Consider the following 25,783-nt stretch of genomic DNA (forward strand, 5'->3'; position numbering starts at 1 on the left):
AAAGCATTCCGGGTTAAATAAGGGAATCCAATATTTTTTCGATCTCTTCAGCCGGCATCGGCTTGTAGTAATAATATCCTTGCGCCACATCACAGGACCGTTGGCTCAGGAAATCAAGCTGAGTTTTAGTTTCGACACCCTCGGCGATAACCTGAAGATTCATGCTCTTGGCAAGGTTTATTATTACCTTGGCGATGGCTTGGTCCTTTTCACTTCCCTCAATACCATGCACAAATTGCATATCCATTTTTATGCGGTCAATGGGCAAAACCTTCAAACGACTTAAGGAGGAATATTCTGTACCAAAATCATCGATGGACAAGGTGAGCCCAAGAGCTTTCAGGCTTGCAAGAACGGAAACAATATTATCGACATCATTACTGGCGGCGCTTTCGGTAATTTCGAGTTCTAAATCCTTTGGCGGCAAGCCCGTTTTCTTCAAAATTCCTTCCACCTGTTGCACTAAATTTGGGTTGCCTAACTGAACTACAGATACGTTCACAGCCATCCGCAGTCCGGAAAATCCTCTTTCCTGCCAGAGCTTATTTTGCCGGCAGGCAGTTTCTAGAACCCATTCACCGATTGGATTAATCAGTCTTGTCTGTTCTGCTATAGGAATAAATAGCCCAGGGCTGATGATACCTCGCTCGGGAATTGACCACCTAAGTAGCGCTTCAAAGCCCACAATAGATTTTGTGGCAATGTCAACTTGAGGCTGATAATAAACCACTAACTCTTCTCTTTCAAGTGCCCGGTGAAGATGATTCGTGAGCATCAATTGTTCTGCAACCTGATCTTTCATAGCCTGGTTACACATTAGATATTGGTTTTTTCCCAGCCTTTTCGCATAATACATAGCGGTGTCAGCGTTTTTGAGCAGGGCGTCAGAATCCTCTCCATCCTCTGGATATAAAGCGCAGCCTGCACTGAAGGTCACATGAAATTCCTGACCTCGTAAATTGAGCGGCATACAAATTGCACTTATGAGCTCATCCATAATTTTGCTAGCCTCATCTTTAGTGGAGATCTCATTTAAGATGATGACAAATTCATCGCCACCGAAACGAGAAACTGCATCACAATAACGGATGTTATCCGATAGTATCTGGGCGACTTCATAGAGGACCGCATCACCAATCTCATGTCCCATAGTATCATTGATTGCTTTAAACGAATCAATATCTAGAAAAACAACTGCGAGGGTTTTCCCTGTTCTGCTTGCCTGCTTGATTGTCTCATCCATGTGTTCTTTAAATAAAGTACGGTTGGGTAGCTGGGTAAGTTGATCATGGTAGGCAAGAAATTTATTTCTATTCTCAGTCTTAATTTTCAGAAGCATATCGGAAACGACATTGGCGACAATTTCCATAAAATGAGTTGAATCAAAATTCCATTCCCTTAAGGGTCTTGAGGAATTAAAGCCCATGATGCCGATGATCTCGCCCTTTTCTTTTACCGGCAAATTGACCATACCTCGAATATTTTGTTCCGCAAGCATTCTTTTAAACTTTCCGGCTAGGGGAGGTAATAGATTTGCATCAGGAAGCTTCATTACCCCTTCTGTTTCAAACTGATCAAGAAACTTCTGATGGATATCAGAACTTAAAACTCCAAAGTCCTTCAGAAACGATTGTGTTCCATCTGCCAGCCATTCACATGAATAGTGTAAATCTCCCTTATCTTGTTTGAATACAATGATATAGGCTCGGTCAGACTTGATAAATTTACCGCACTTCTCCAATAAATTATGAAGTATCTCATCCTTATTCCACTCTTCGGCAGAGATAAAATCTCGTGATATCTCTGCTAATAGGGTCTGCTTTTCATCATAAGAATAATTCTCCTTAAGCTTCGCAACATAGACAGAGTTCACAAAAACAGACAAAATAGCCGAAAGGCCAATTAGACCAAGCCTTACTATATAATCTGCTACATTCACTTCCACTTGAACACTAGGAGATATCGCCCAAACCAGTATTTGGGTCATCAAAGCTGACATCGTGATAGTGATCAACAGGATTCGCCTATTATAGATTAAGCAAAGGATGAATAGTAGAAATACAAAAGCCCAGATTGTAATACTTCCATACTGGACGAATCTTAAAGTAATATAAGGAATAATAAGCGAATAAACAATGGCAATTAACATTTCTTTTAGTAATCCATTGATCCTGAGCTCGCTAATTATGAGGGTTATTACAGCTATCACAATCAAAAACATGCTAAATAAATTTATGTTAGGTAAACCCGTTTCCTGGTATAAAAGTTTTTGACTAATAATGTTTAAAATACTTCCGATAGCAAAGCCAAAGCTCATAACTCGGTATACATTGCTATGGGCCTTTTCGGTGCGAAAACCCTCGCTTTGGGTGATTGGGACAGGACCTAATGGTCCGTATTTCTTAACAAAATAGGCTATTGCTCCAATGGGTAATAGAGCAAAAACAGTTGAATGACGAGGGATTGTAAAATTTAAGTAGCCAAAGACAACGTCTGATAACGTGCCGAGTGTATAGGCTATGATATAGCAGATTGCTAACCACGTAACCTGAGTCCGTATGTTTTTATCTTGGGAGGTTGTTCTCGTTGACAGCAACAGAATGAGATTTATAATGGTGAAAGCAATATAATAAACATAAAAAGTATAATCCCATAAATCATAATTGACTGCCGGTACCCATCCGTATAGGGTGTGGATAAAATCATCTGCGTATAGACCCATGGCCGGAAGAATCGTAAAGGCATAAATCATCACTAGACCAGGCACATAGAGTACGGGATAGATCCACCACTTTTTTAAGAGCTTATTTTGCTCTGTTAGCAATAGAGTAAAATGCAAGAGCATTCCGGACATTGGTCCCCAGCCTATAGGCGCAACCAGATAGCCGATCATACTAATCCCTTTATTATCCGCTGCCGCAGTAATTGCAAGGCCTAAAGACCAAACTAAAAGAGCACAGCACATAATCATCAATAATCGATTGATCGTCGTTTTAAAGACTCCATTTGTTGCGTAAAAGCCGCAAACAAAAGATATACCACCAATTGCTATGAGGAGCATTCCCCAGAATGTTGAATAGTCCATATTATACCTCGTTAAAATTTCAGGCAGCACAATTCTTCAATAGAATCCTTCGAGCTATACAAATCTATATATAAGATAACATCGGAACTATCGTTGTGCTAACGGGATTTTTATCTTCTATAGCTATATATCGACATTTTTCCTGAGAATATTAGTTCTTTCTCAACCGAAGCATCTTTTTCATGAGCTGTAACAGTGACAGCAAGGGCAATACGCACTCAAGAAAATCTTGACAAGAATTTTTCATCGTGATAATGTAATGAAAACCGTTGAAGTAGAAATTAAACCGTTAAGCGCACTTACAGAGAGCTGAGAGGGCTGGGAACTCGGCAGAAAGCGGTACGGCAAATGGACTACTGAGGGCGCAGGGAACGAAAGCCTTTGCTTTCTAGTATAGTGCGACGCAGGCCAGCGTTATCAGGCAGGAGTGTGTTGGCACTCTGGAAGAGTTGGGTAATATTTTTATATTACCAAGCAAGGTGGCACCGCAGGCTTAAGCCTGTCCTTGATTCGGATTATCCTTTTGGGATGATCCCGATCAAGGACAGGCTTTTATTATTTTCAAAGCCTTTGCCTCTCCTGAAAAACCAACTGACTTATCCACATCGTGGTGAAAAGTGAAAGGAAGATGAAAGAAATGAAAAAAACACTTGTGGGTCTCCTAATCTCTACTCTTCTCCTCGCAGCTGTCGGTTGCAGTTCGGAGACAGCTCCCCAAGACAAGGCTTCAGCGGATGCTATCCAGGTCGGCTTAGTCCAGCTTGCTGACAACGGCGCTTTTACGGACATGCGCGAAGGTTTTTCCACTAAGATGCGGGAGCTCGGTTATACTGAGGAGCAAATGATCATTGACTACAAAAACGCCAATGGTGACACAGCTACTCTCAACTCGATCATGCAAACGATGGTTGATGAAAAGAAGGACATGATTGTGACCATCGGCACTCCAGCTACTCAAGCGATTGTCAATATGAATAGCGGTATCCCTGTTTTTTACATCTCCGTTTCCAACCCGGTAGGCGCCAAGGTCATCACCGATATGAACACACCAGATAAGAATGCCACCGGTACCTCCAATGCTATCCCTGTCAGTGAGATGTTCAAGCTTGCCGACCAACTAACGCCCAACCGCCAAACCTATGGGTTGATCTATAATACCGGTGAAATCAATGCCGTCACGACGATTGAAAACGCCAAGAAATACCTGGATTCGGTGGGATTAAATTATAAAGAAGTTATCATTACCTCCTCTTCGGAAGTACAGCAAGCCGCACAATCTTTAGTTAACCAGGTTGATGCCTTTTTCATTCCTAATGACAGTGTGGTTCAAAGTGCCATGCCTCAGGTAGCTGAAATCGCCAAAAATGCTAAAATCCCGGTCTATGGCAGCTCAGCTGTCATGGTCCAATCCGGTGCTTTTGCCACCGTCAGTATCGATGACATTACAATTGGCGGCATCACTGCCGAAATGGCGGAAAAATACTTGAAGGGTACACCCATCGAACAGATTCCATCCCTAATCGTCACCGATTTTACCACGGTCATTAACAAGTCCACAGCGGATGCCCTCGGACTAACCCTTCCCCAAAGCGTACTCGACAGCTCTAAAATCATCGACTAATCAGCCCACCTTTTAATCTCGCAGGAGGTAAGATAATGACTTTATTGATCGGTTCCCTACAGCTCGGCTTTATCTACGGCATGCTAGCACTGGGCATCTATATTTCCTTTCGCATCCTCAATATCCCTGATCTAACTGCCGATGGGAGCTTTACGCTCGGCCTCGCTGTCTCGGCTGTCCTGACCCTAGCTGGACATCCTTTGCTCGGCATCTTGCTGGCCATCGTGGCCGGAGCCGCGGCGGGAACGGTGACAGGACTTCTGCAAACCAAGCTGGAGATCCACCCCATCCTTGCCGGAATCATCACCATGAGCAGTCTCTACAGTATCAACCTTTATGTTCTCGGCAGCCGTTCCAATCTATCCTTAATCGGCAGTGACACTCTTTTCACACAAATAGCCTGGCTGCCGGTCAGCAAAGAAATTCTTAAGACTCTTGTCCCCTTCGCCTTTTGCTTTCTCTGTGCCGTTGTTCTCATCTGGTTTTTCAAGACCCATTTGGGCCTCTGCATCCGAGCAACCGGCAACAACGAGGAGATGGTCAAGGCTTCCTCAATCAATGTCGATGCTATGAAAATTCTTGCTGTGGCCATTTCCAACGCCTGTATCGGCTTAGCCGGCGCAGTGCTCGCTCAGTATCAGGGGTATGCCGACATCAGCTCCGGGATTGGCATCATGGTCGTCGGCCTAGCCTCGGCCATTATCGGCGAAGCGATTTTTGGCCGTCGCTCTTTGACTATCGGGCTGCTCTCAGCCATCTTCGGTTCCCTTATTTACCGCTTCATCATCGCGGCCGCCCTGAAGTCGAGCATCTTTCCCGCCTATATGCTTCGGGTCGTTTCAGCAGTCATCGTCGTCATTGCCTTGGCCGTACCCGTGGTGAAAAAGCATCTCGAGCTGCACAACATGAGAAAGAAGGTGGAATTGGATGCTTGAAATCAGCAACGCCACCAAAATCTTCTTAGCAGGCACACCCAATGAGCATGTGGCCTTGGACAAAGTTACCCTATCTCTTGCAAAAGGTGAATTCGTCACCCTCATCGGTTCCAATGGTGCCGGCAAATCCACGCTGTTTAATGCCATTGGCGGTACCTTTTGGCTCAACCGCGGTAAAATTCTTCTCCAAGGAGAAAACATTACCTACCTTGCTGAGCACAAGCGGGCCGCCAGGATTGGACGCCTCTTTCAGGATCCTCTTAAAGGTTCGGCACCGGATATGACGATCGAAGAAAATCTTGCCCTTGCCTATAACCGCCGCAGCAGAAACGGCCTGCGTCTCGGTGTTCACCCCAAGGACGTAAAGGTTTTTCGTGAAAAAATCGCCCAGCTGGACATGGGCCTTGAGGACCGCCTCAGGACCAAGGTCGGACTGCTTTCGGGCGGTCAAAGACAGGCCCTCTCCCTGCTCATGTCCACCATTGCTAAACCTGCCCTGTTACTCCTTGATGAACACACTGCAGCTCTTGATCCTGCCGCTGCCGAAAAGATAATGGCGATTACCAAAGACATCGTCAGTCAGGATCAGATCACCACCATGATGATCACTCATAATATCCAGACCGCCCTTAAAACCGGAACCCGTACGATCATGTTAGATCAGGGAAAAATCCTTCTGGATATCGCCGGAAAGGCTCGAGAAGAGATGACGGTTTCCCGTTTATTGGAACATTTCTCCCAGCAAAGCCAAAACACCTTGGATGATGATCGCATGCTTTTAAGCCACTAAATGAGATTGCGTTCAGTACTGAAAGAAGCCGGTTAAGGTGGAATTAATTCTACCTTGAACGGCTTCTTATCGTGTTTCTAAGACTTGATTTGCCTACATAATCGGTTGCTAATTAACCATAGCATCATTAGATACCAAAAAGAATATGTCTAAGAGGCCTGAAGGCTTCTAAAGACACAAAATAATAACTAGATTAGGAGCAGTTCATCTAAATCGAGTACCTCTATCTTTCTATGGGGCTTCTGTTTGATATATCCCGCGTCCTCAAATTCTGTTAATTTCCGACTGATTGTTTCCGGGGTAGTCCCTAGGAAGGAGGCTAGGTCCCTTTTACTCATGGGGAGTATAAACTCCGTGGACGAAGCTTCCTTATCGATACACTCCGCCAAGAAGAGGGCAAGCCTGGTTTCCACCTTCTCCGTCGAAACTCTTGTGGTTTGTTTCTCCGATTTTTCCAGCCTACTGGAGAATTCTGCTAGCATTTTCAAGGAAATCGAAGGGTAGTTCAAAAGGAATTGCTGCAAATCCGTACGTGTAATCAGGCAAACCTCCGTGTTTTCCATTGCTTCGGCATAGGACTCATGAACTGATTCACTGAACAAGGCATGTTCACCTGTAAAATCCCCCGGCCTTAAGAAACGTACCAATTGTTCCCTACCTGATTCAGATAGACGATAGATTCTGATCTTCCCACTTCTGACAATATAGAGTGAATCGGATTGATCCCCGGCTCGATAAATGATCTCGCCCTTTTTATAGGAAGCAGAGCGAACCGCTTCTGTGATTTCAGCCATCTGCTCATCTTCAAGATGATTAAATATCGGCACTATTGAGACACAGGATGCGTGTCCTTCACCTTCAATACCATGGTCACTTCCATGGCCACACCCATGATTACAACCATGACCGCATTCGTGTTCGCTCATTTCTACTTTCCTTTCCCAACCTTCTGCTAATTTATCCACGGCTTCTCTTCTATAATTGAAGCGTATTAGCGTTATTATTTCTCCTTCAAGGCTCAAATTCCTCTTCTTCGCTTCTATCCTCTCTAAGAGGATCCACATGAACATTTACTCTTGTATTGCCAAATTCATGACACATATCCATTTTTAGATCGCCAATAATATCATGAACTTCTTTTACAGTGAGATGTGGATCAACAGTAATATGGAAATCAATATGCTTCATGTTCCCGGACTTTCTGGTCTTAAGCTTATGATAATCCTTAAAAATATCGTGGTGATCGCTGATGATCTTTTCGATGCGTGCTTCTTCTTCATCCGATAATTTGGTGTCCAAAAGGTATTGAAATGCATTATAACATAAATGCCAGGCTTCTTTGATGATCAGTAAAGCGATGATAATCGCCACAAGAGGGTCAAGAACATTAAGTCCGGTTACTTTAAGGAGTACCAGTCCTACTGCTACCCCCAATGATGTATATACATCAGTTTTTAAATGTAGAGCATCGGCTTCCAGAGCCATTGAATCTTCTTCCTTGGCAACTTGGTACAGTTTTCTCGAAACGAGCAGGTTTACAATAGAGGCCCCCAACATCACCACAATGGCTATCCCCGTCTGTTCAATGGCAATCGGAGCTTGGATCTTGGCAATTGCTTCCTTGATAATCAGCCCAGCGGCGACAAAAATTAACAGCCCTTCAGCGATTCCAGAAATGTTTTCAATTTTACCATGACCGTAGGGATGCTCCCGGTCAGCAGGCTTGGCAGATTGTCTCACTGAGAAAAAGGCGATCAAGGAAGCAATTAAGTCCATCCCCGAATGAATGGCTTCGGAGATTATACTTACCGATCCACTTAAAATACCGGCTATAACCTTGAAAATTATCAACAGGGTGTTGGATATGATCGAGAGAAGTGCAACTTTAGCCCGTCTATCCCAGTCTCTTAGCATAGAATCCTCCAATTATTGTATTTTTACAGTAAAAAAATCTGTGGAACATTGCTGTCCCACAGATTTCTCATCTGCTGTCGTTGCCGACCCGGTCATATAAACCTATCGGTTCATGACCTGCTCAGGTATTAAAGTATATTCTATAGATGTGAAATATTTACTTAATTTATTATAATAATTTAAAACCACTTTTGTCAACCTTCAATTCCAGGCTGAAGAAAAAGCAAATAATATGCCTACGAATTCAAAATCTCCATAAATTCAGTTCCGGTTATTGTTTCTTTTTCATAAAGATGCTTAGAGATTTCGTCCAGTTTTTCGCGATTCTCTTGCAATATCTTCTCGGCTTTTTCATATTGTTTTTTCACTAGATCAACGACTTCCTTGTCCACTAGGGCCTGAGTTTCCGCTGAACAAGTGAGGGAAGTGTCGCCACCCAAATATTGATTTGAAACTGCTTCCATAGCCACCATGCCAAATTTCTCGCTCATGCCATAGCGGGTAATCATCGCTCGGGCCAATTTCGTGGCCTGCTCGATATCATTCGCTGCTCCTGTGGTCACTGAGCCAAAAATAACCTCTTCGGCTACCCGCCCCCCGGTAAACGTAGCAATTTTATTCTCAATCTCTTCTCTGCTCAACAGATAGTGATTGCCTTCATCCACTTGCATGGTATAGCCAAGGGCGCCTGAAGTACGCGGGACAATTGTGATTTTTTTCTACTGGAGCAGAATCGCTTTGCTTGGCTGCGACCAAGGCATGACCCACCTCGTGATAAGCGACGATTAGCTTTTCTTTATCCGTAAGGATGGCGTTCTTCTTTTGATAGCCGGCGATAACGACTTCAATGCTTTCCTCGAAATCTGACTGAGTTGTATATTTTCGTCCATCACGCACGGCACGCAGGGCGGCTTCATTGACAATGTTCGCCAGCTCCGCTCCGGAAGCCCCAGAAGCCATGCGTGCTACTTTAGTGAAGTCGATACTCGCATCAGTTTTAACCTTTTTGGCATGGACTTTGAGTATTTCCTCGCGGCCCTTTAAATCGGGTAGCTCTACTGGCACACGGCGATCAAAACGTCCCGGACGCAGCAAAGCTGGATCAAGGGATTCAGGGCGATTGGTAGCCGCCAATATGATCACACCGGTATTCTCTTCAAAACCATCCATCTCGGTGAGCAGTTGATTCAAAGTTTGCTCACGCTCATCATTGCCACCAAACTGTCCGTTCCGCTTTTTACCGATGGCGTCAATTTCATCGATAAAGATGATACAGGGTGCTTTTTCCTTGGCTTGTTTAAAGAGGTCGCGCACCTTAGAGGCACCCATGCCGACAAACATCTCCACAAACTCTGAACCCGAGATCGAAAAGAAGGGCACCTGAGATTCCCCAGCCACAGCCTTCGCCAACATGGTCTTGCCCGTGCCGGGAGGACCTACTAATAAGATACCTTTGGGCATCTTAGCCCCGATCTCTTTATATATAGAAGGGTCATGTAAGTACTCCACAATTTCTGCCAGGTTTTCTTTCGCTTCATCCTCCCCGGCCACGTCTGAGAACTTGATGCCTTCAGTGGATTTCACATAAATCTTGGCATTGCTCTTGCCCATGCCAAACATCATGGAATTACCACCACCAGCTCTTTGCATGAGCTTTTTGGACATGTATTGACCAATGCCGATAAAGATGACCAAGGGCAAAATCCAAGTAAGGAGAAAGGTCATCAATGGTGATGCTTCCTTGACAATTTCCTTGGAGAAATTAGCACCTGCTTCATAAAGACGTTCGGTTCGGTTAGGATCATCCACTAGGCCAGTTTTGTAGTATAAGGTATTATCTTTGTTGGTAAAGACAATTTGGTTATTCTGAATCTCGACACTACCAATTTCTCTCTTTTCAGTCATACTCATGAAGGTTCCATAGTCCACTTCTTCGACTTTTTGTTGTAATAGTTTAGGCGCAGCTAAATAGTTGAACAGCAATATAGTCAAGAGGGCAATTATATAGTAGTAAATCAAGGGTTTCTTGGGTGTTTTTACTTCATCCATCTTGTTTTTCTCCTTATCTCTGCTTATTCTAGTTTCGTGATAATCGTTGCACTATTTCATAGTGTTTTTATAAGCGTGAAATTTGCCTGATTAGCGCTTCTGCCAAGGCTTCTTTTTACCGCAGAAATGCAAAATACAGTCTTATTGATCACCTCATGCATATCGAAGACGTCGTTAGTGGACAGCTTACATTCCTTTCCTCAACTAGGAACATACCATAATAGCAGTCCTTATTTATAATTATTATAACATATTATTAAGCTTTCCAGAAACGAACCCTTAAAGGTGTAACATAATTATAGATGCTTTTAAACTCCAAATCTTTGATCTAAATCAAATTTTGACTTGACCAGACAAAGTTTTCTTTCATCAGTGATGCATCCTAAGCTGAATGAAAGTCTGAAGCGCACAAAAAAGACCAAGGGAAATCCTTGGTCCTTCTTTCTATCTCGCTGCTTAAACACTATGTTCGTTTGATAGCTATATCGCCCTATTGGGTTCATATTTCCGAACCAAGTGGATTTTTATGTGTCGCACAGCTCTTTTAAAAAAGGCGGCACATGCGTACTAAAGATGCGGACCGCCGCCTCGACCGGTACGACCATACCGTCTCTGCCCCACTTTGTGGTGAGCGCGGCTAACGCCCGGATGGTATAGTCAAGTTCAAGAAGTTCCGCCTCCGTCCACCGGTGGTTTTTGCGGACCGCAACATTACCCTCCACCGCGGAATATCCTCCTCGGTAACCATATTCCAAGATCGAATTGTTGTCATTCTCCCAGTAAATCTTGCCGAAAAGAGCCTTGTGCTGCAAAATGTTCTCAAACATCATGCGGTGACCCTCGTCCCAGGTAAGACCGTTACCGATCTTATATAGGGTATCTCCCATCAAATCATCCCAAATCTTCTGGGGTACAGAAAAGATATCATAGAAATACGAATAAAAAGTTGACCTAGGAACACCGCTCAAACGGCAAACATCTATCACCTTGACCTCCGATATGCTCTTCGTCTGAACCAGCTTTTCCAGGGCATCATAGATCTTAATTTGTCCTTCGCTCAGCTTAGCCATATCACAGCCTCCCCCAGTTGCGAAAGTAAGTTTATTTTACCATAGTCCTTTAAAATAATAAATTTTTCTGTGAGAAAGGGCAACGAGAGCTTGTTTCCTTTGGACATTTTTTAGAGTTTGTCCAAACGATTTAGACAAAAAGCCAAATCTGTTCGATGCGATTTCCAGTGATGATTAGTAAAATATGATTAAGCAACTTGTTCAAATTAGTTCAATCACTTAGGAGGAGGAATAAATAATGAGTACAAATCTCACCCGCAGAGACTTTTTCAAAACTGCCGCCCTTGGAGCGGCTGGCATCGGCCTCGTCGGACTAACAGGCTGTAGCCCTACTGCCGACGAGACTCCCTCAACGACCCCCACCCCTTCGGCAGGCGCCGACTCGGTTCCGGCATCCTTAACTCTCGATCAATTTAAGGATTCTTTGGTACAGCTTGACCCCATTACTAAGTTTGTCGGCGAGGTTACAGTAGACATCGTCGTTGTCGGCGCCGGAGCAGCTGGTGTACCGGCTGCAGTCACTGCTGCTGAGGAGGGCAATTCTGTCGCTGTACTGCAAAAGCAAAGTACGGTCGTCTCTCAAGGAAACTGCGGCTCCGGTCTCATCGTCGACAAGAGTGATACCGAAGGGCTCCTGCGTTATGTGCAGCAGACAAACAGTCTAAACAACTGGCGTTCTGATCCTGAGCTTCTTAAAGCCTACGTATTGAATTCCGGCGAAGCCGTGCAATGGGTATACGACCGCGCGCGTCTGACCGGTACTTCTGCCAAAAAGCCCAATGACAAAGGACTCTTCGCCTTCCTGGACACCAGCATGGATTTTACTGGGGAATGGACCGATCATCGCTATTCCAAGTTCGACTATGGCACAGCTAAGGCCCATATGTATGCGCCCTGGATTGGACCAAAACCAAATAATATCGGTACTTTCCTGAGCTATGTGCTTGACGAGGCCGCCCAGCAGTATTCTGACCGCATGAAGATCTATTACAGCACTCCTGGGGTTCAGCTTATTGTGGATGGTGGTAAGGTGAAAGGTGTCGTCGGCCAGCTTTCCGACGGGACTTATGTAAAATTCAACGCTAACAAAGCCGTTATCCTAGCCACCGGTGACTATCAAAACAACCCTTCTATGGTGAAGCACTGGTGCCCTGATGTGGAGAACTTTGACAAGAAACAGTACCAGAAGACAGGCGACGGTCACCTTCTCGCGATCACTGCCGGGGCAGTCATGGAAAAACTTGGGCATACCAAAATGCTCCACGACTTTGACGCGGGACTCATGTTCGAAGAACCCTTCCTTTCCGTAAACATGAAAGGTAAACGCTTCTGCAACGAGTTCATTGGCTTTGTCTACATGAACGACCTTATGCTCCATGAAGATATGTACAAGGGCGGCAAGAACTACGACGATCCGGAGAAGGGTTCTCTCGGTTGGTATTGCCAAGTCTACGATAGCAACTATATGAATAACGAAGCCTTCGAATCCGTTGTCCCCCCTACCGTCATGGAAAAATACATGCCGGAGATTTCCGATGAACAATATGCTGCCTCCCACAATGGTTCAGCCCGCACTGGCGTCTTCTCTCACCTGATCGATACTTGGCGTGCTGACTCCCTTGAAGAGCTGGCTGACAAGCTTGGCATTGAGGATAAGCAAGCATTTCTTGCTACTGTCGAGCGCTACAATGCACTGTGCGAAAGTGGATCAGATGAAGATTTCGGCAAGGATAAAAAATGGCTGAATCCAATTAAGAAAGCTCCTTTTTATGGAATCCGACGCCATCTACGTGTCTCGGCCCTCTGCTCCGGCGTTTATACAAACGCCAACGCACAGGCACTTGATGAAAATAAGAAGCCTATTGAAGGACTTTACTGCGCCGGTAACCTCGGCGGACAGTTCTACGGCGGGGCAGATTATCCCTTCCATGCTACAGGTCTTTCCATCGGCCGCTGCTACACCTTTGGTCGTCTGGCCGGGAAGCACGCCTCCTCCCTTTCCGGCGGTAACGCAACGATTTCTGAGTCTGGCACCACCGCCGTTACGGCAAGCTCCGTCGGTTCTTCCGGCAACTGGAAGGACGGTACCTATCAAGGCACTGGTGCCGGGGTTTTCGGAGACGATATTAAAGTGAGCGTCACGATTGCCAGCGGAAAGATCACAGCCATTACTGTAGACGAACAAAAAGAGACCGAAACCATTGGTGGCGCAGCGTTGCCTAAATACGTTGAAGCGGTCATTGCTAACCAGTCCACTGGGATTGACGTAATCTCCGGCGCGACCCTAACTATGAAAGGCTTCAATGACGCAGTTAATGACGCGCTTGCCAAGGCATCCGCCTAAAACAGGAAGTGTCTATTAAGCCAAGTTCATAATTCACAAAGTTTCCATGTTAAACAAGTCGGTGCGACTACCTGTCGCACACAGAAAAACCGAGGTCCGCCTCGGTTTTCTTGTTACTAATTAATTTGTTATGCCTGATTCATCATTCGAATCGGCTTTTGTCAAAAATAAGTATCAATAAGAAGAATTTACTCTTGAAGAGTTTACCGTTTTTGATAGAGGGGAATTGTCGCTCCCCCATAAGGCATGATGATTATATCCTGATTCTCTCTGTCTACTTGTGCTAATTCTAAAGCCTTGTCTAGGGAGGTCACTCCGGTCATCCCCATGGGTTTAACCAGCTCAGGTTCAATCATCGAGTATAGGATGACTTTTGCCTTGCGCGCTGATTCTACAGCAGCATAGAAAATATAGCCGGGAATCGTAAAGTTCTTGCGGAGCTCCGGATCAAGCTTTTGCTCCTTAAGAGGTTCACTCCAACCGAAGAACTCATCCGCTCCGGCACCCTCTCGGCATCCTGCCAGAACGAGAATCCTCCCCCCAGGCTTGACAGCCAAGGAAGCATTAAATAAGGTCTTAGTGCTTTGATAAAGAGAAATATCTTTAGGGAAACCACCGCAGCTGGCAATCACCAAATCGGCCTTTTTCTCAATCGGTACTCCATAATTTTCATCAGCCCATACACAGCCCTCTTCCCAAGCCTTTAGCCAATGACCGGCGAAGAGCTTGGCAATGCGTCCATCCGTATGAATCACCGCGTTGAGGAGAAAGGCCGGATTCACAAATTGAGTGGCATCGACCATATCCTCATGTAAAGGGTTATCAATGAGCGCTCCTACCCCGATCAAGGGGTTCGACTGTTCCGCATGGGGATCTAAAGAGTGGAGATGGTTTTGAGCAATGGTCTCTCTACTGGCTACGCCCGGAAGAATTGACTTGCGTCCCCCACCGAAACCAGCCATTAAGTGGTGAACGATTCCACCTGTGAGAATAACCTTGCGCTCAACCACCAAACGATTAACCACAACTTCCGTTCCTCGTGGAGTCTTTCCAACATATACCATCTCGGAAAGATCGCAGTCATGGTCAATGACTTCCAAGCGACCATACATCTCCGCACCGACTACTTTCTTTTTCTCATCAGCTGTCTGCCCGCGATGTGTACCGGTAGCAGTCAAGATAAGTATATCCTTATCAGGTATACCCAGGGAATTCAAGCGATTGACAATGGTCGGCAAGTACTCATGTAGCTTAACCAAGCGGGTAATATCACTCACGACGATCGTCACCTGATCACCTGCTTGAAAAAGGGTATTAAACGGCGGCGAAGCAATCGGAGCATCGAGAACCTTGTTGACTTCCTTGACTACATCCTCAAGAGGCTGAATATCTTTTGCCTGGAGCTCCTGGATGATCTGATCCGGATTCAGCGCTAGGCTAAGGTACTCTTCATCATATTTAAACTTATACTCTCGTTTCATCCTTATCCCATTCCTTTCCTTGCCCAAGCTTTTTTCCTATTGTAAACTCTGCCACCTTAGAAAATCAATAGCATAATCCTCTTTATCTAGGGTCAGATTTGGATTGTAGAAAGGATCGCGTTCCAAACAATTTTGCCAGTGCTTCTTCATATAGGTTACTTCACCAAGGAAGCGCTGCATTTTTTCCGGGGTATCTTCATAGCCCCTGCTTTTTGATTCAAAATGATACAGCTTCACTTGAGGCAACACCACATTGTAATAACCCTTGGCCCACAGCTTCAGACAAAAATCAACATCGTTAAAGGCCACCGTCAATTCTTCCTCTAGACCACCCACTTGGTCAAACAACTCTCTCTTTACCATCAGGCAGGCACCTGTCACTGCAGCATAATTAGCCACAATGACCAAACGGCCAAAGTAACCCGGCTCCTCCGAATCGTATCCACGATAGCTGTGGCCCCCTACCCCCCCTATCCCCAGTGTTACGCCAGAGTGTTGAATGGTTTGGTCTGCATACAGAAGCTTTGCACCAACTGCGCCAATACTGGGGCGCATTGCCTGACCGGCCATCTCCTCCAGCCAGCTCGGGGTGATGATCTCCATATCATTATTTAACAACACGACCAGCTCACCCTTAGCCTGTTGCACCGCCTGATTGTTCAAGCGAGAGTAATTAAAGGGCATATCGAGATGAATGACTCGGAATCTTTGCGGTTCAAGCTGCTGCCACTTGGCAAAGAGTTGCTTTGTTTCCGGCTTGACACTACCATTATCAACAATCAATACCTCGTAATGGGCATAAGTCGTTTTATTAAAAATAGTCTCTAAGCATTTTCCTAACAGTCGAGCCATATCCCGTGTCGGAATGATAATCGAAATTAAAGGGTCCCCCTTCACCGGATAATGTACCCTATAGTATGGATAGTGCTCTAAAGACTCTGCCCAGCCTCCTTCTCCCCGCCTGTCTAGGGCTTCACCCACAGCCTTTAGACCGGCAATTGTCGCATAGCTCTTAGCCCCGACACTTGCCGCAGTGGACTCTGCTACAGTACGCCAATGATAAAGTACTCTGGGGATATGGTAAATTTTATTGGTGGTTTCTGAAACTCTCAAGGCAAGGTCGTGGTCTTGACTTCCCTCGAACCCGCGACGGAACCCACCCAGCTCCCGAACCACACTGGTCTTGTACACCCCAAAATGACAGGTATACATCTGGGCTAATAGGTTGTCGGGCGACCAATCGGGTTTGAAATAGGGTGAATGTCTAACCCCATCCTCGCTAATTTTATCCTCGTCACTATAGATCATCACTGCCTCAGGATATTGATTGATAAGTAGGGCATTCTCGTAGAGGGCATCCGCCGTTAGGCAATCGTCATGATCCAATAGACCAATATATTCACCCGTTGCTAATTCCAAGGCAGAATTAGAAGCAGCCGATATATGACCATTCTTTTCCCTATAGACAACTTTTATTCTTGCATCCTTAGCCGCGTACTCCTTAAGTGTTTTTTGCACTCTGGGATCTGTTGAGGCATCATCAGCTATACATAGCTCCCAATGGGGGTAAACTTGCTCCCGTACAGAATCCAGACAACAGCGCAACCATCTTTCGTCCACATTATAAACTGGCACCAAAATAGAGATTACCGGCTTTAAGGTCAATTCTGAGCATTGGGTCTGGAGTATTTCCTTGCGTGCTTCTGTTAAGGTGTGATATTTGAGCCAGAGGTTGTAATCTTCTTGGGGGTTAATCAAGTTTTTCGCCCAGCGCCACAAACCCTTTGGCCCACCTCTTTTGAGCGCACTCCCTATTTGCGTTGCCCACAGCTTCATGCTGTGCCCAGAATAACCTTGACGTTGGAAAAACAGCCCGAATGCCCGCAATAGAATGCCTAGGCGGGTAACTCTGGCAATTTTACAGGAATCAATGGCAAACGTTCCTTCCTCCTCACCCGGGTCAAGCCTTACTTGCTTAATATCATAACCAACTAAGACTATGACGCGGTAATCCTGTATATTTTCCCCGCAGACAACCTCAAGAACCAAGCTTTCCGTCTCATTAAACCCTCTGCCCCGGTCAAAATAGATCCGTACCTTCAAAGGAAGTGGGCTTGCAGCCTTAAAGCGAATCTCCGACCAACCGTGCGGAAAAGGACCCGATAACAAAAACTTTGGATCTTCTCCCACCGCTTGCCAATAGCTGGGACCCTCATCCGCTAAAGGAATAATATTATCTAAGGGGATTAGCCTTTGCTTATATCCACCCCGAAGCAGATCACGACCTAGTTTTATTTGCTTACGACTCCAGCAGGCAATTCTCATTAACTTTGAGGTGGTGCGCCAAACCGTCGAGCTCTTAATTTCCTTGAGCTGTTGCTCATAATCAGCAACCTTAGCCCGCCGTTGTTTTAACTCCTCTTGGCTGCTTTCGATAATAGCGTTCAGCTCATCAATATCAGTTGCTTGGTTAGCAAGTTCCAGTTGGCTCTTGTTTAAAGCATTTTTTAACTCATCGATATGCGTTACCCGCCTACCGAGCTCCTCTTGACTTCTAGCTAAAGCAGAATTCAACTCCTTGATCTCCGCTACCCGGTTATCATGCTCTTCATAACTTCTTTGCAAAACAGAATTCAACTCATGATCATCCGCCATTCGATTTTTAAGGGATTGGCGTAACTCTATTATGTTAGCCTGTTGAGCGACCACTTCCCCTAAGGCTGCTTGTTGTAAATCCCTTGATACCCGCATCTTAAAACACAGCACACTTTGCTCTTTAAGTGGCGGCACCTCAGACAAGGTCACCTGGGGATCGTCATTGGGACAAAGTATTTTTAAACTAGCCACATCACTGATTCTGATCATACCCTGACTTAAATTTATATTGCTATAACCGGTTTCTGCGGACCATTGACTGACCAGTTGGCCCGGACCATGCTTATCCCAAGTTTTCAGTTCAATATCTCTAATTTCCACAAAAGCGGGAAAATTTGTAGGGTCTAAACGCAACACCCCGTTTTCACCCACACTCTCAGGTAGTACAATTTTATGATCTACAAATTCCTGTTGGTCGCGGCCCAAGGGAACCGTCACAGATTTGCTTTCTGAGAAGCCCCAATCGGACCAATATATTTGCAAAAAATCCTTGCTCTTCGAACTGCTCTCAATAGTCAAATGCCGGGGGTACACATGGTCTGCTACCTCCTCTTGTCTCTTCGCCACAACAACGAACTGATAGATATGGGCATCCTCTCTATCCTTCAGTATCCTCGCCAGCGGTGCCGTCTTCGAACCATAGCTTTGCCCAAATTCAGTATCTTCCGGCTCTATCTCCGTACCCATTAACTCAATGGGACACATTCCCGCCCGATCCAACAAATCTAACAGACTTTTGCGGGTAAAGAAGCGAATATGTGTATCATCAAGTAGTCCTGTCGGTCGATAGTCAAATCTACCTTCCAGAAGCTCCATCAGGATTGAGCTGTGTCCAATGTTCGGTACAGAAATTAACAGGGTAGCTTGCGGCTTTAGAAATTGCACTGCCACCCGGACTACCTGCCAAGGGTCATTGAGGTGTTCAAGGACATCAGCAATCACAACATGGTCAAAGCTTTTCCCCTGTAACTCCTTATTCCACTCCATCAAGTCCAAATCAGCGACGATCATTTTCGCGCTGTATATACTCCCTTTAGCTGCCGCCATGGCGTCGATTTCTACACAGGTCACTGTACACCCTAGTTCCTCTTTTAAATAACGTGTCATATACCCAGTAGCTGATCCCAATTCCAAAATCTGCGACCCCGGGGTTATGCGCTTCAAAAGCAAGGAATGGGAGGTTTTCTCGGTTAGATCAATTTGATAATCATATTTACAACTCATGCTTAAGACCTGCAACTCCAATCGTGTTTAAGCAGGGTTAACCCTTCACCGATATATTCGCCTGAAAAAATGCGAAAGGATTTTACTCTGCTTTTGTAATCCAATTGGATTACTGCAGAATCCTCAAAGAATCCTACATCAACGAAATAGGTGCCCGGCAAGAGGGACATTTCTTGATAGGACAATTCTAATCGGTATCGACCCGGTTGATTGGGTAAAGCCTGCTTATCAAGTTTTGTATTTAAACCACAGACATAGGTATTTTGCTTGTCATATATCGCCACCCCACCCACAATTCCTTCCTTGGGAGTGTGCAAGGTATAGTCTATCTGCACTGTAACCGGTTCCGCAAAGTAGAAATCCCTTTGCGGATTTCGATTCTCGTTTAAAAACATCACGTTATCAATGGTTAAAATACTACTCTTTTTTACTACGGCTACATCCCTCGGCTCTTCCTTCGTTGTGCCCGTATATTGCATATAATCCAGATAGCGCTCCGTGACGGTATTAACATCATCATATAGATGCACTTTTCCGTCCTTCATCCAAATAGCTGTATCGCAAAAATTACGCACGGTGTAGACATCATGACTGACAAACACGATCGTTTTCCCTGCACGCTTGAAGCTTTTCATTTTTTCGATACACTTCAGCTGAAACTGCAAATCACCTACCGCTAAGGCTTCATCGATGACTAAGATATCCGGGTCCACGTTGATGGCACAGGCGAAAGCTAGACGAACGTACATCCCCGACGAATAGAGCTTTACGGGCTGATCGATAAATTCCCCGATCTCCGCAAACTGCTCGATTAACGGCATACGCTGGAGAATCTCTTGTTTGGACAGCCCCATAATCGCCCCGCTCATGATGACATTTTCCCGTCCAGTAAATTCAGGATTAAAACCACTGCCCAGCTCTAACAAGGCCGACACCCGGCCCCTTGTAGCATGACTACCGTCAGTCGGCGTCAGCGTTCCCGCAATAATCTGCAGAATTGTACTCTTACCAGAGCCGTTGCGCCCAATAATGCCGATGGTTTCGCCCCTTCTCACATCAAAGGAAACGCCCCTGAGCGCCCAAAATTCACGATAGAATTGCTTGTTACCGCGCCAGAGTCCCTGCAATAGCCTGTCCTTGGGACGATCATAAATATGGTAGCATTTACTCACATTTTTAAGGGATACCGCAAGATCAGAGGACATCAGCGAAGCCACCTCGTGTTCTTTGAAACCAAACGTAGCCCAGCATAGCTATACAACTGCTGAGCAAGATATTAAGGATAAGCCAGCTCCAGCTGGGCAGCTGGCCCCAGATAAATATACGACGCATATCGTCCACCACATGGTAAATCGGACTTATCTCAAACAGCCAACGCAGCTTTTCCGGCACAGCGGTAAGGGGATAAAAGATCGGTGTCATAAACATCAGAACTTGCACTATGATTGCAACCACGTGACCAATATCACGCAGGAAAGTGCCTAAGGAGGCTAAAAACCAGCTCGCTCCTAAGACTAATAATAATTGCGGTAATAACACCAGCGGGAACATAATCATTGTCCAGTGAAATATCCCCGTGAAAACAACCAAGGCACCGACTAAAAGTGCCAAGCTGATTGCAGCTTGTACTAGAGCAGAGCCTAAGGCTACGACGGGTAAAATTTCTAGTGGAAACACCACTTTTTTGACATAGTTTACATTGGCAATAATTAAATGAGGAGCACGGGAGATTACTTCCCCAAAAATGTTGAAGGTGGTTAAGCCACAAAACAAGACTAATGCAAATTCAATTTTGCTTCCTGTACCCATTCCCCATTTAGCCTCAAACACCACGCTAAATACAAAGGAATACACAGCAAGCATAAATAGTGGATTGAGAAAGGACCAAAGCAAACCCAAATAAGACCCCTTGTAGCGGCCAATCACTTCACGCTTAACAAATTGTTTAATTAACTCGTGGTTTTGCCATAGACTTGCGACCATAGAACTAGGATCCCAAAAACTCTGTTTTTTTCTGCCTATACCTAAATCTGCTCTAAATTCGCCCATTCAGATTCCAAACTCTCCATATCTTATTCCATGAAGCCTTAGCGATTTTGGGTACTCCAATCAAAGTTAATACCCTTATCATTCCAAGCCAGTCTTTGTTCATCAGGGTCGGCTGGATTGTAAGACTCCGTAGTGAAGTAGGTAATAATCAACGGGTTTGGCCCTAAAACCCGATAGCCATGAGCAACCCCCTTAGGTATCACCAACAGTAACGGATTGGTTTCCCCCATGTAAAAAACTTGGGTAGCCCCCTTAGTTGGCGATCCTTCACGCAAGTCATACAATACAACCTGGGCACTGCCCACAGGAAAAAACCACAAATCGTCCTGGCGGTCGTGATAATGAAAGGCCTTAATCACACCGGGATAAGACATGGATAGGGATGCCTGACCAAAACGCGCCAGCAACTCATCATCGTCACGGAGGATTTCCATAAAAAATCCACGGTCATCGCAATGTCTCACCAGTCGCTTTGTTACTACTCCTTCAATTCTAACCATTTTTGAGTCCCCCTAACCACCTAATAGTTAAGCTTCTAATTAACTATGCTTCTAATTAGCTATGCTTAATTAAGCTTCTAGTATCTTAAGTACTCGATCATCTAATTTAAATTCATGCACCAGGTCGTGGGCAGTTTTTAAGGAGTCGAAGGTCCCTGCATCGATCCACCAACTCGAAATAATATCTGCAGACAAGCTACCCGCTTGAATATAGGCATTATTCACGTCGGTTATCTCCAACTCCCCACGCTTTGAAGGCTTCAAGGTTTTCACTATGCTATAAACCTCAGCATCAAACATATAGATTCCAGTTACACAGTAGTTGCTTTTTGGCGTCGTCGGCTTTTCTTCAATGGATAGGACCTTATTATTTTCATCTAATTCAGCCACCCCATATCTACCAGGATCTTGCACTTTCTGCAGCAATATCTTCGCACCATGTCCTTGCCCTCGAAATTCCTCTACATAATCCCGCAAGCTTTCCTCAAAAACGTTGTCACCCAAGATCACGGTCACCGCATCTTGAACTGCGAAGTTTTCTGCCAAACTCAACGCTTGGGCAATTCCCCCCGCCTGATCTTGTACTTTAAAGGTAAAATTCAAGCCCAAATCATTGCCACTTCCCAGCAGATTGACGACTTCCCCCATATGTTCCCTACCGGTCACAACTAATATTTCGGTTATCCCAGCCTCTTTCAGTTTGGCTATTGGATAATAAATCATGGGACATTTACCAACCGGCAATAAATGCTTATTGGTCACCTTCGTTAAGGGAAAAATTCTTGATCCCGTCCCCCCGGCCAATACCACGCCCTTCATGTCTATCCCCCCTAATCAAGCCCTCTTGCTCGAGATAGTCTACTAATGCCTCCCTATAGGGGCGTAACGGTTGGTGTCCATCTAGGCGCCACACGTAGTTGTCCAGCACAGAATACCTTGGTCGTTCTGCCGGTCTGTCTAACTGCTGGGTCGTGATAGGCTCTAGCTTAACGTTATTGAGTCCTGCCAATTCCATTATTTCCTGCGTATATGTAAACCAAGTGCAGCTACCACCATTGGTAAGGTGGTACGTCCCATAAGTGTCCTTTTCGACCAAATCAGCAATAGCTATGGCTAAATCTCGTGTATAAGTGGGGCTACCCCTTTGGTCGTTAACCACCCTTAAGTATTCATGCTCTTTTGCCAAACGAAGCATCGTCCGCACGAAATTGTTACCGTAATAACCAAAAAGCCAGGCAGTTCTTACGATATAATGTCGTCGACAGTGTTGGCGCACCATTAATTCCCCATCAAGCTTCGACTTACCATAGACACTTTGCGGATTAACCGGGTCATACTCCCGATAAGGCTTGTTGCCCTGACCTCCAAACACATAGTCAGTGCTAATATGGACCAGAGCAGCATCGATTTTATCAGCAATTATTGCTAAGTTGCGCGTCCCTAGGCAATTCACCTGATAAGCAAGCTCAGGTTTACTTTCACACGCATCCACATTGGTATAGGCTGCTGCATTGAATACCAAGTCAGGCTGTAGGTCTTTCAGCTTGACCCTGACTGCTTCAAGCTTAGTTATATCTAAATCCTCGCTACTTAAGTTGGTTACGCGATGTCCCCTTTGGTCAAAAATTGTACTGACATCAGAAGCCAACATACCACCTGCACCACACACAACAACCTTCACAGCAAATCCTCCTTAGCTATCTAATCTAACAATAGCTAGGGTCCTCCTCGAAATCTTAATATGGTAACATTTTATGCTCTTGGCCAATTGACTAGTACACACAAATTTGCGCAAAAAAAGTAGCCTTCTGCAAGCTACTTATCAATCACTGTAAAATTCCCTTCTGAATTGGGTTAATAGAATTAACCACTGGGTTTTTATTTTCTTTGTACTCTGCCTTAAATCCCTTGGCAGAATATATCCTAAGGTATAAATGATTATCCGAATAAGTGCACCGAGGGCGAAAATAACCCGTACAGCCGACTCTAGCCCTCTACCTTTATGTTTATGGTAAAAGTAGAGGATTGCTTTATGCACCTTAGCCTCTTTTCTAGACTCTGACCAAGCTTTGCGCCAAGAACAACCACCATAATGGACAATCGCAAAATCTGGGACATAGCATACTTTCAGTCCGATTTTTCTTACTTGGTAACAAAGCTCCATGTCTTCTCCATACAAAAAGATAGCGGGGTCAAACCCGCCCACCCTGCTTATGACCGTTGTGGGTAATACCATAAAAGCACCCAGTACCCAATCTGGGTGAAATGACTTTGCTTGGTCTGCAATACCATAGCTAAAGGTTCTTCGTATTTTTATCGGTAATAGCTTGCTTATTAACAAGGAGTTGGCTACAACACTCCAAAAGTACGGGAAATGAAAGCAGGATAACTGCACAGTATAATCACCCTTTAACAGCTTACAGCCCACCAAACCGATGTCATCTTGGTCAAAGGTTGTCAACAGTTCCTTCATCCCGGTGCTGATAAAACAGGTATCCGGATTTAGAAATAAGGTGTATTTTCCTGAGCATAGGGATTGAACCTGGTTATTAGCCCGTCCGAAACCAATATTCGTTGCATTATAGGAAATATTAACCTTAGGAAACCGGGGTTGGATTTCATTCCTGAGTATGACAATATCGTCTTCACTGGAACAATTATCTACCACAAATACCTCATAGGTTAAACCCTGAAACCATTTTTCCATCGAAATTAAACATTTCATCAACAACTCGGCGGAATTCCAGTTGACAATGACGATACTTAAGTCCATGATATATGTCCTCACTTCCCTTGGCATATATCAATAATATCTCCCAAAATTATCCTCTTTATCCCCAAGCAGTTGACTTTTTCATTTGGGATATTCAATTATTTCCCCAGCACCTTCTTCACTGTAGGTAAAAGCCCAGTATTACGCAAAATCTTCGAGATAAGGCGCCTTATATCTCCTTTAACCCCATATCCGAAGTATTTCTTAATCACATAAGCAAATCCATACGTCTTATAATTCTGCCAAAATTCATCTCGCTTAGGCGATGGCTGGGTTGGCTTTTCCAAGTTGGGTTGTAAACAGGCTGCTGCATTGCTTCGTATGTACAAAACTCGGGAACATATTTTTTCAAATATCTTCTTCCCCTTTCCCGAATTAATGAGCACTAAGGACACGCCCTTGTTATCGTCAACCTCTGGCAGTGTTTGATCAACACCCCAAAAATCCGCTATCGTTATATCTGAGGGTCTCCTTAGATTAGTATATTTACAATTGTGGCAAGCAGGTCTATAGGCGATATGAGATTGAAAAATTTTTTTATAAAGCTGTGATAAAAATGACTTATAATCTTCTTGCCCATCAGAAAAAACGTTCATCTCTACATGGGCATGCCACCCTTCAACTTTAGATCGACAGAAGTGATTAACTATCTTCTTACCACGTTTAGCTTCGCAAACTTTTAGATATTCAGCGAATATCAACGGGCTAGGGGTTCCATGGCAAACTATATCGCACAGTATTAAATTTGAGATATCGGCACCAGATTGATACAGATAATCTCTTAGTCCAGCAACCTGGCAGGGAGTACCCGTGAATAAAACCCTTCTGCCCGCTCTGAGATCCTTCTTAAGAGCCGAGAAGGTCTGTCTCATTTCACTCTGAACATACTTTGAACCCCGCAATGTATTTCGTTGATCAGCATCTTCTGCCCGTTGGTGATATACCACCATATTATCATCGTAGCCAACACCATAGACCACGCCACCCCAAGCTAAGATCTCATCGGTCAGAGCTGTGAACATCCCCCCCGACGTACTTACAGCACGGATCTCTTCTGTTTTGTGTTTAATCGCATAAACCTCTGGCTCGGAAAAGTTGTCCAATGTTTCATAGCCATTTTGAAAGGCGCATACCTTTTGGCAGAGCCCGCATTCTACGCATAAACCATAGTCAATATGAGGATATAGAAACCCTTCCTGATCCGGTTTCATAGTAATAGCCAGCTTTGGGCACACGCTGAAACAGGCTGTACAGCCACAACAATCTTCCCTTTTTACGAATATAGTAACCACA

At 44.9% G+C, this 25,783-nt stretch carries 17 protein-coding genes, 1 pseudogene and 1 riboswitch; of the genes and pseudogenes, 4 read left to right on the plus strand and 14 right to left on the minus strand.

The features are described from left to right. Positions 1-13: 13 nt before the first annotated feature. Positions 14-3,085 (minus strand): EAL domain-containing protein, encoded by a 3,072-nt coding sequence (locus AAC978_RS04710; protein ID WP_341546855.1) that lies wholly within the window; start codon positions 3,083-3,085, stop codon positions 14-16. 637 nt (positions 3,086-3,722) lie between these two features. On the opposite strand from AAC978_RS04710, the gene AAC978_RS04715 reads away from it, so the two are divergent. From AAC978_RS04715 to AAC978_RS04725, 3 genes are read left to right on the plus strand one after another with little or no spacing between them, the layout of a single operon-like run. After that, entirely contained in the window at positions 3,723-4,706 is a 984-nt protein-coding gene (locus AAC978_RS04715) for an ABC transporter substrate-binding protein (protein ID WP_341546856.1), read from the plus strand. Positions 4,707-4,741: 35 nt separating this feature from the next. Continuing rightward, positions 4,742-5,641: an ABC transporter permease gene (locus AAC978_RS04720; protein WP_341546857.1), complete on the plus strand. Its 900-nt coding sequence runs from the start codon at positions 4,742-4,744 to the stop codon at positions 5,639-5,641. After that, entirely contained in the window at positions 5,634-6,431 is a 798-nt protein-coding gene (locus tag AAC978_RS04725; RefSeq protein WP_341546858.1) for an ABC transporter ATP-binding protein, read from the plus strand. The genes AAC978_RS04720 and AAC978_RS04725 overlap by 8 nt, the downstream gene beginning before the upstream one ends. A 188-nt stretch (positions 6,432-6,619) precedes the next feature. Here AAC978_RS04725 and AAC978_RS04730 read toward each other — a convergent pair whose 3' ends face one another. The 4 genes and pseudogenes from AAC978_RS04730 to AAC978_RS04745 form a co-directional block, all read right to left on the minus strand. Beyond that, entirely contained in the window at positions 6,620-7,396 is a 777-nt protein-coding gene (locus AAC978_RS04730) for a Crp/Fnr family transcriptional regulator (RefSeq protein ID WP_341546859.1), read from the minus strand. Between the two features lie 46 nt (positions 7,397-7,442). After that, entirely contained in the window at positions 7,443-8,345 is a 903-nt protein-coding gene (locus tag AAC978_RS04735; protein WP_341546860.1) for a cation diffusion facilitator family transporter, read from the minus strand. A 49-nt stretch (positions 8,346-8,394) separates the two neighbouring features. Next, positions 8,395-8,480: riboswitch (NiCo riboswitch) on the minus strand. 101 nt (positions 8,481-8,581) lie between these two features. Then, a pseudogene (gene ftsH, locus AAC978_RS04740) lies at positions 8,582-10,394 on the minus strand (ATP-dependent zinc metalloprotease FtsH). Positions 10,395-10,918: 524 nt separating this feature from the next. Further along, positions 10,919-11,464: a hypothetical protein gene (locus AAC978_RS04745; protein WP_341546861.1), complete on the minus strand. Its 546-nt coding sequence runs from the start codon at positions 11,462-11,464 to the stop codon at positions 10,919-10,921. Positions 11,465-11,702: 238 nt separating this feature from the next. Between AAC978_RS04745 and AAC978_RS04750 the strand changes: the two genes are divergently transcribed. After that, complete coding sequence (locus tag AAC978_RS04750) at positions 11,703-13,808, plus strand: FAD-binding protein (RefSeq protein ID WP_341546862.1); 2,106 nt, start codon at positions 11,703-11,705, stop codon at positions 13,806-13,808. A 203-nt stretch (positions 13,809-14,011) separates the two neighbouring features. Here the strand turns inward: AAC978_RS04750 and larA are convergent, their stop codons facing one another. The 9 genes from larA to AAC978_RS04795 all read right to left on the minus strand — a co-directional run bounded on the left by larA (position 14,012) and on the right by AAC978_RS04795 (position 25,782). Then, a complete protein-coding gene (gene larA, locus AAC978_RS04755) occupies positions 14,012-15,289 on the minus strand; it encodes a nickel-dependent lactate racemase (RefSeq protein ID WP_341546863.1) in 1,278 nt (425 codons plus the stop codon). Between the two features lie 36 nt (positions 15,290-15,325). Beyond that, complete coding sequence (locus AAC978_RS04760) at positions 15,326-19,168, minus strand: glycosyltransferase (RefSeq protein ID WP_341546864.1); 3,843 nt, start codon at positions 19,166-19,168, stop codon at positions 15,326-15,328. 2 nt (positions 19,169-19,170) lie between these two features. Beyond that, a complete protein-coding gene (locus AAC978_RS04765) occupies positions 19,171-20,373 on the minus strand; it encodes an ABC transporter ATP-binding protein (protein ID WP_341546865.1) in 1,203 nt (400 codons plus the stop codon). Further along, positions 20,363-21,151 (minus strand): ABC transporter permease, encoded by a 789-nt coding sequence (locus AAC978_RS04770; protein ID WP_341546866.1) that lies wholly within the window; start codon positions 21,149-21,151, stop codon positions 20,363-20,365. Before AAC978_RS04770 ends, AAC978_RS04765 begins: the two co-directional genes overlap by 11 nt. Positions 21,152-21,255: 104 nt before the next feature. Continuing rightward, positions 21,256-21,717 (minus strand): dTDP-4-dehydrorhamnose 3,5-epimerase family protein, encoded by a 462-nt coding sequence (locus AAC978_RS04775; protein ID WP_341546867.1) that lies wholly within the window; start codon positions 21,715-21,717, stop codon positions 21,256-21,258. Between the two features lie 69 nt (positions 21,718-21,786). Further along, complete coding sequence (locus tag AAC978_RS04780) at positions 21,787-22,536, minus strand: sugar phosphate nucleotidyltransferase (RefSeq protein WP_341546868.1); 750 nt, start codon at positions 22,534-22,536, stop codon at positions 21,787-21,789. Continuing rightward, the gene (gene rfbD / locus AAC978_RS04785; RefSeq protein ID WP_341546869.1) at positions 22,469-23,398 is read right to left on the minus strand and encodes a dTDP-4-dehydrorhamnose reductase; all 930 of its coding nucleotides are present in this window, start codon (positions 23,396-23,398) and stop codon (positions 22,469-22,471) included. The genes AAC978_RS04780 and rfbD overlap by 68 nt, the downstream gene beginning before the upstream one ends. 141 nt (positions 23,399-23,539) lie before the next feature. Then, the gene (locus tag AAC978_RS04790) at positions 23,540-24,490 is read right to left on the minus strand and encodes a glycosyltransferase family 2 protein (protein ID WP_341546870.1); all 951 of its coding nucleotides are present in this window, start codon (positions 24,488-24,490) and stop codon (positions 23,540-23,542) included. A gap of 98 nt (positions 24,491-24,588) precedes the next feature. After that, complete coding sequence (locus AAC978_RS04795; protein ID WP_341546871.1) at positions 24,589-25,782, minus strand: Coenzyme F420 hydrogenase/dehydrogenase, beta subunit C-terminal domain; 1,194 nt, start codon at positions 25,780-25,782, stop codon at positions 24,589-24,591. Between the last annotated feature and the right edge of the window lies 1 nt (position 25,783).

Source organism: Desulfitobacterium sp. THU1 (assembly GCF_038181555.1).
GTDB lineage: Bacteria > Bacillota > Desulfitobacteriia > Desulfitobacteriales > Desulfitobacteriaceae > Desulfitobacterium.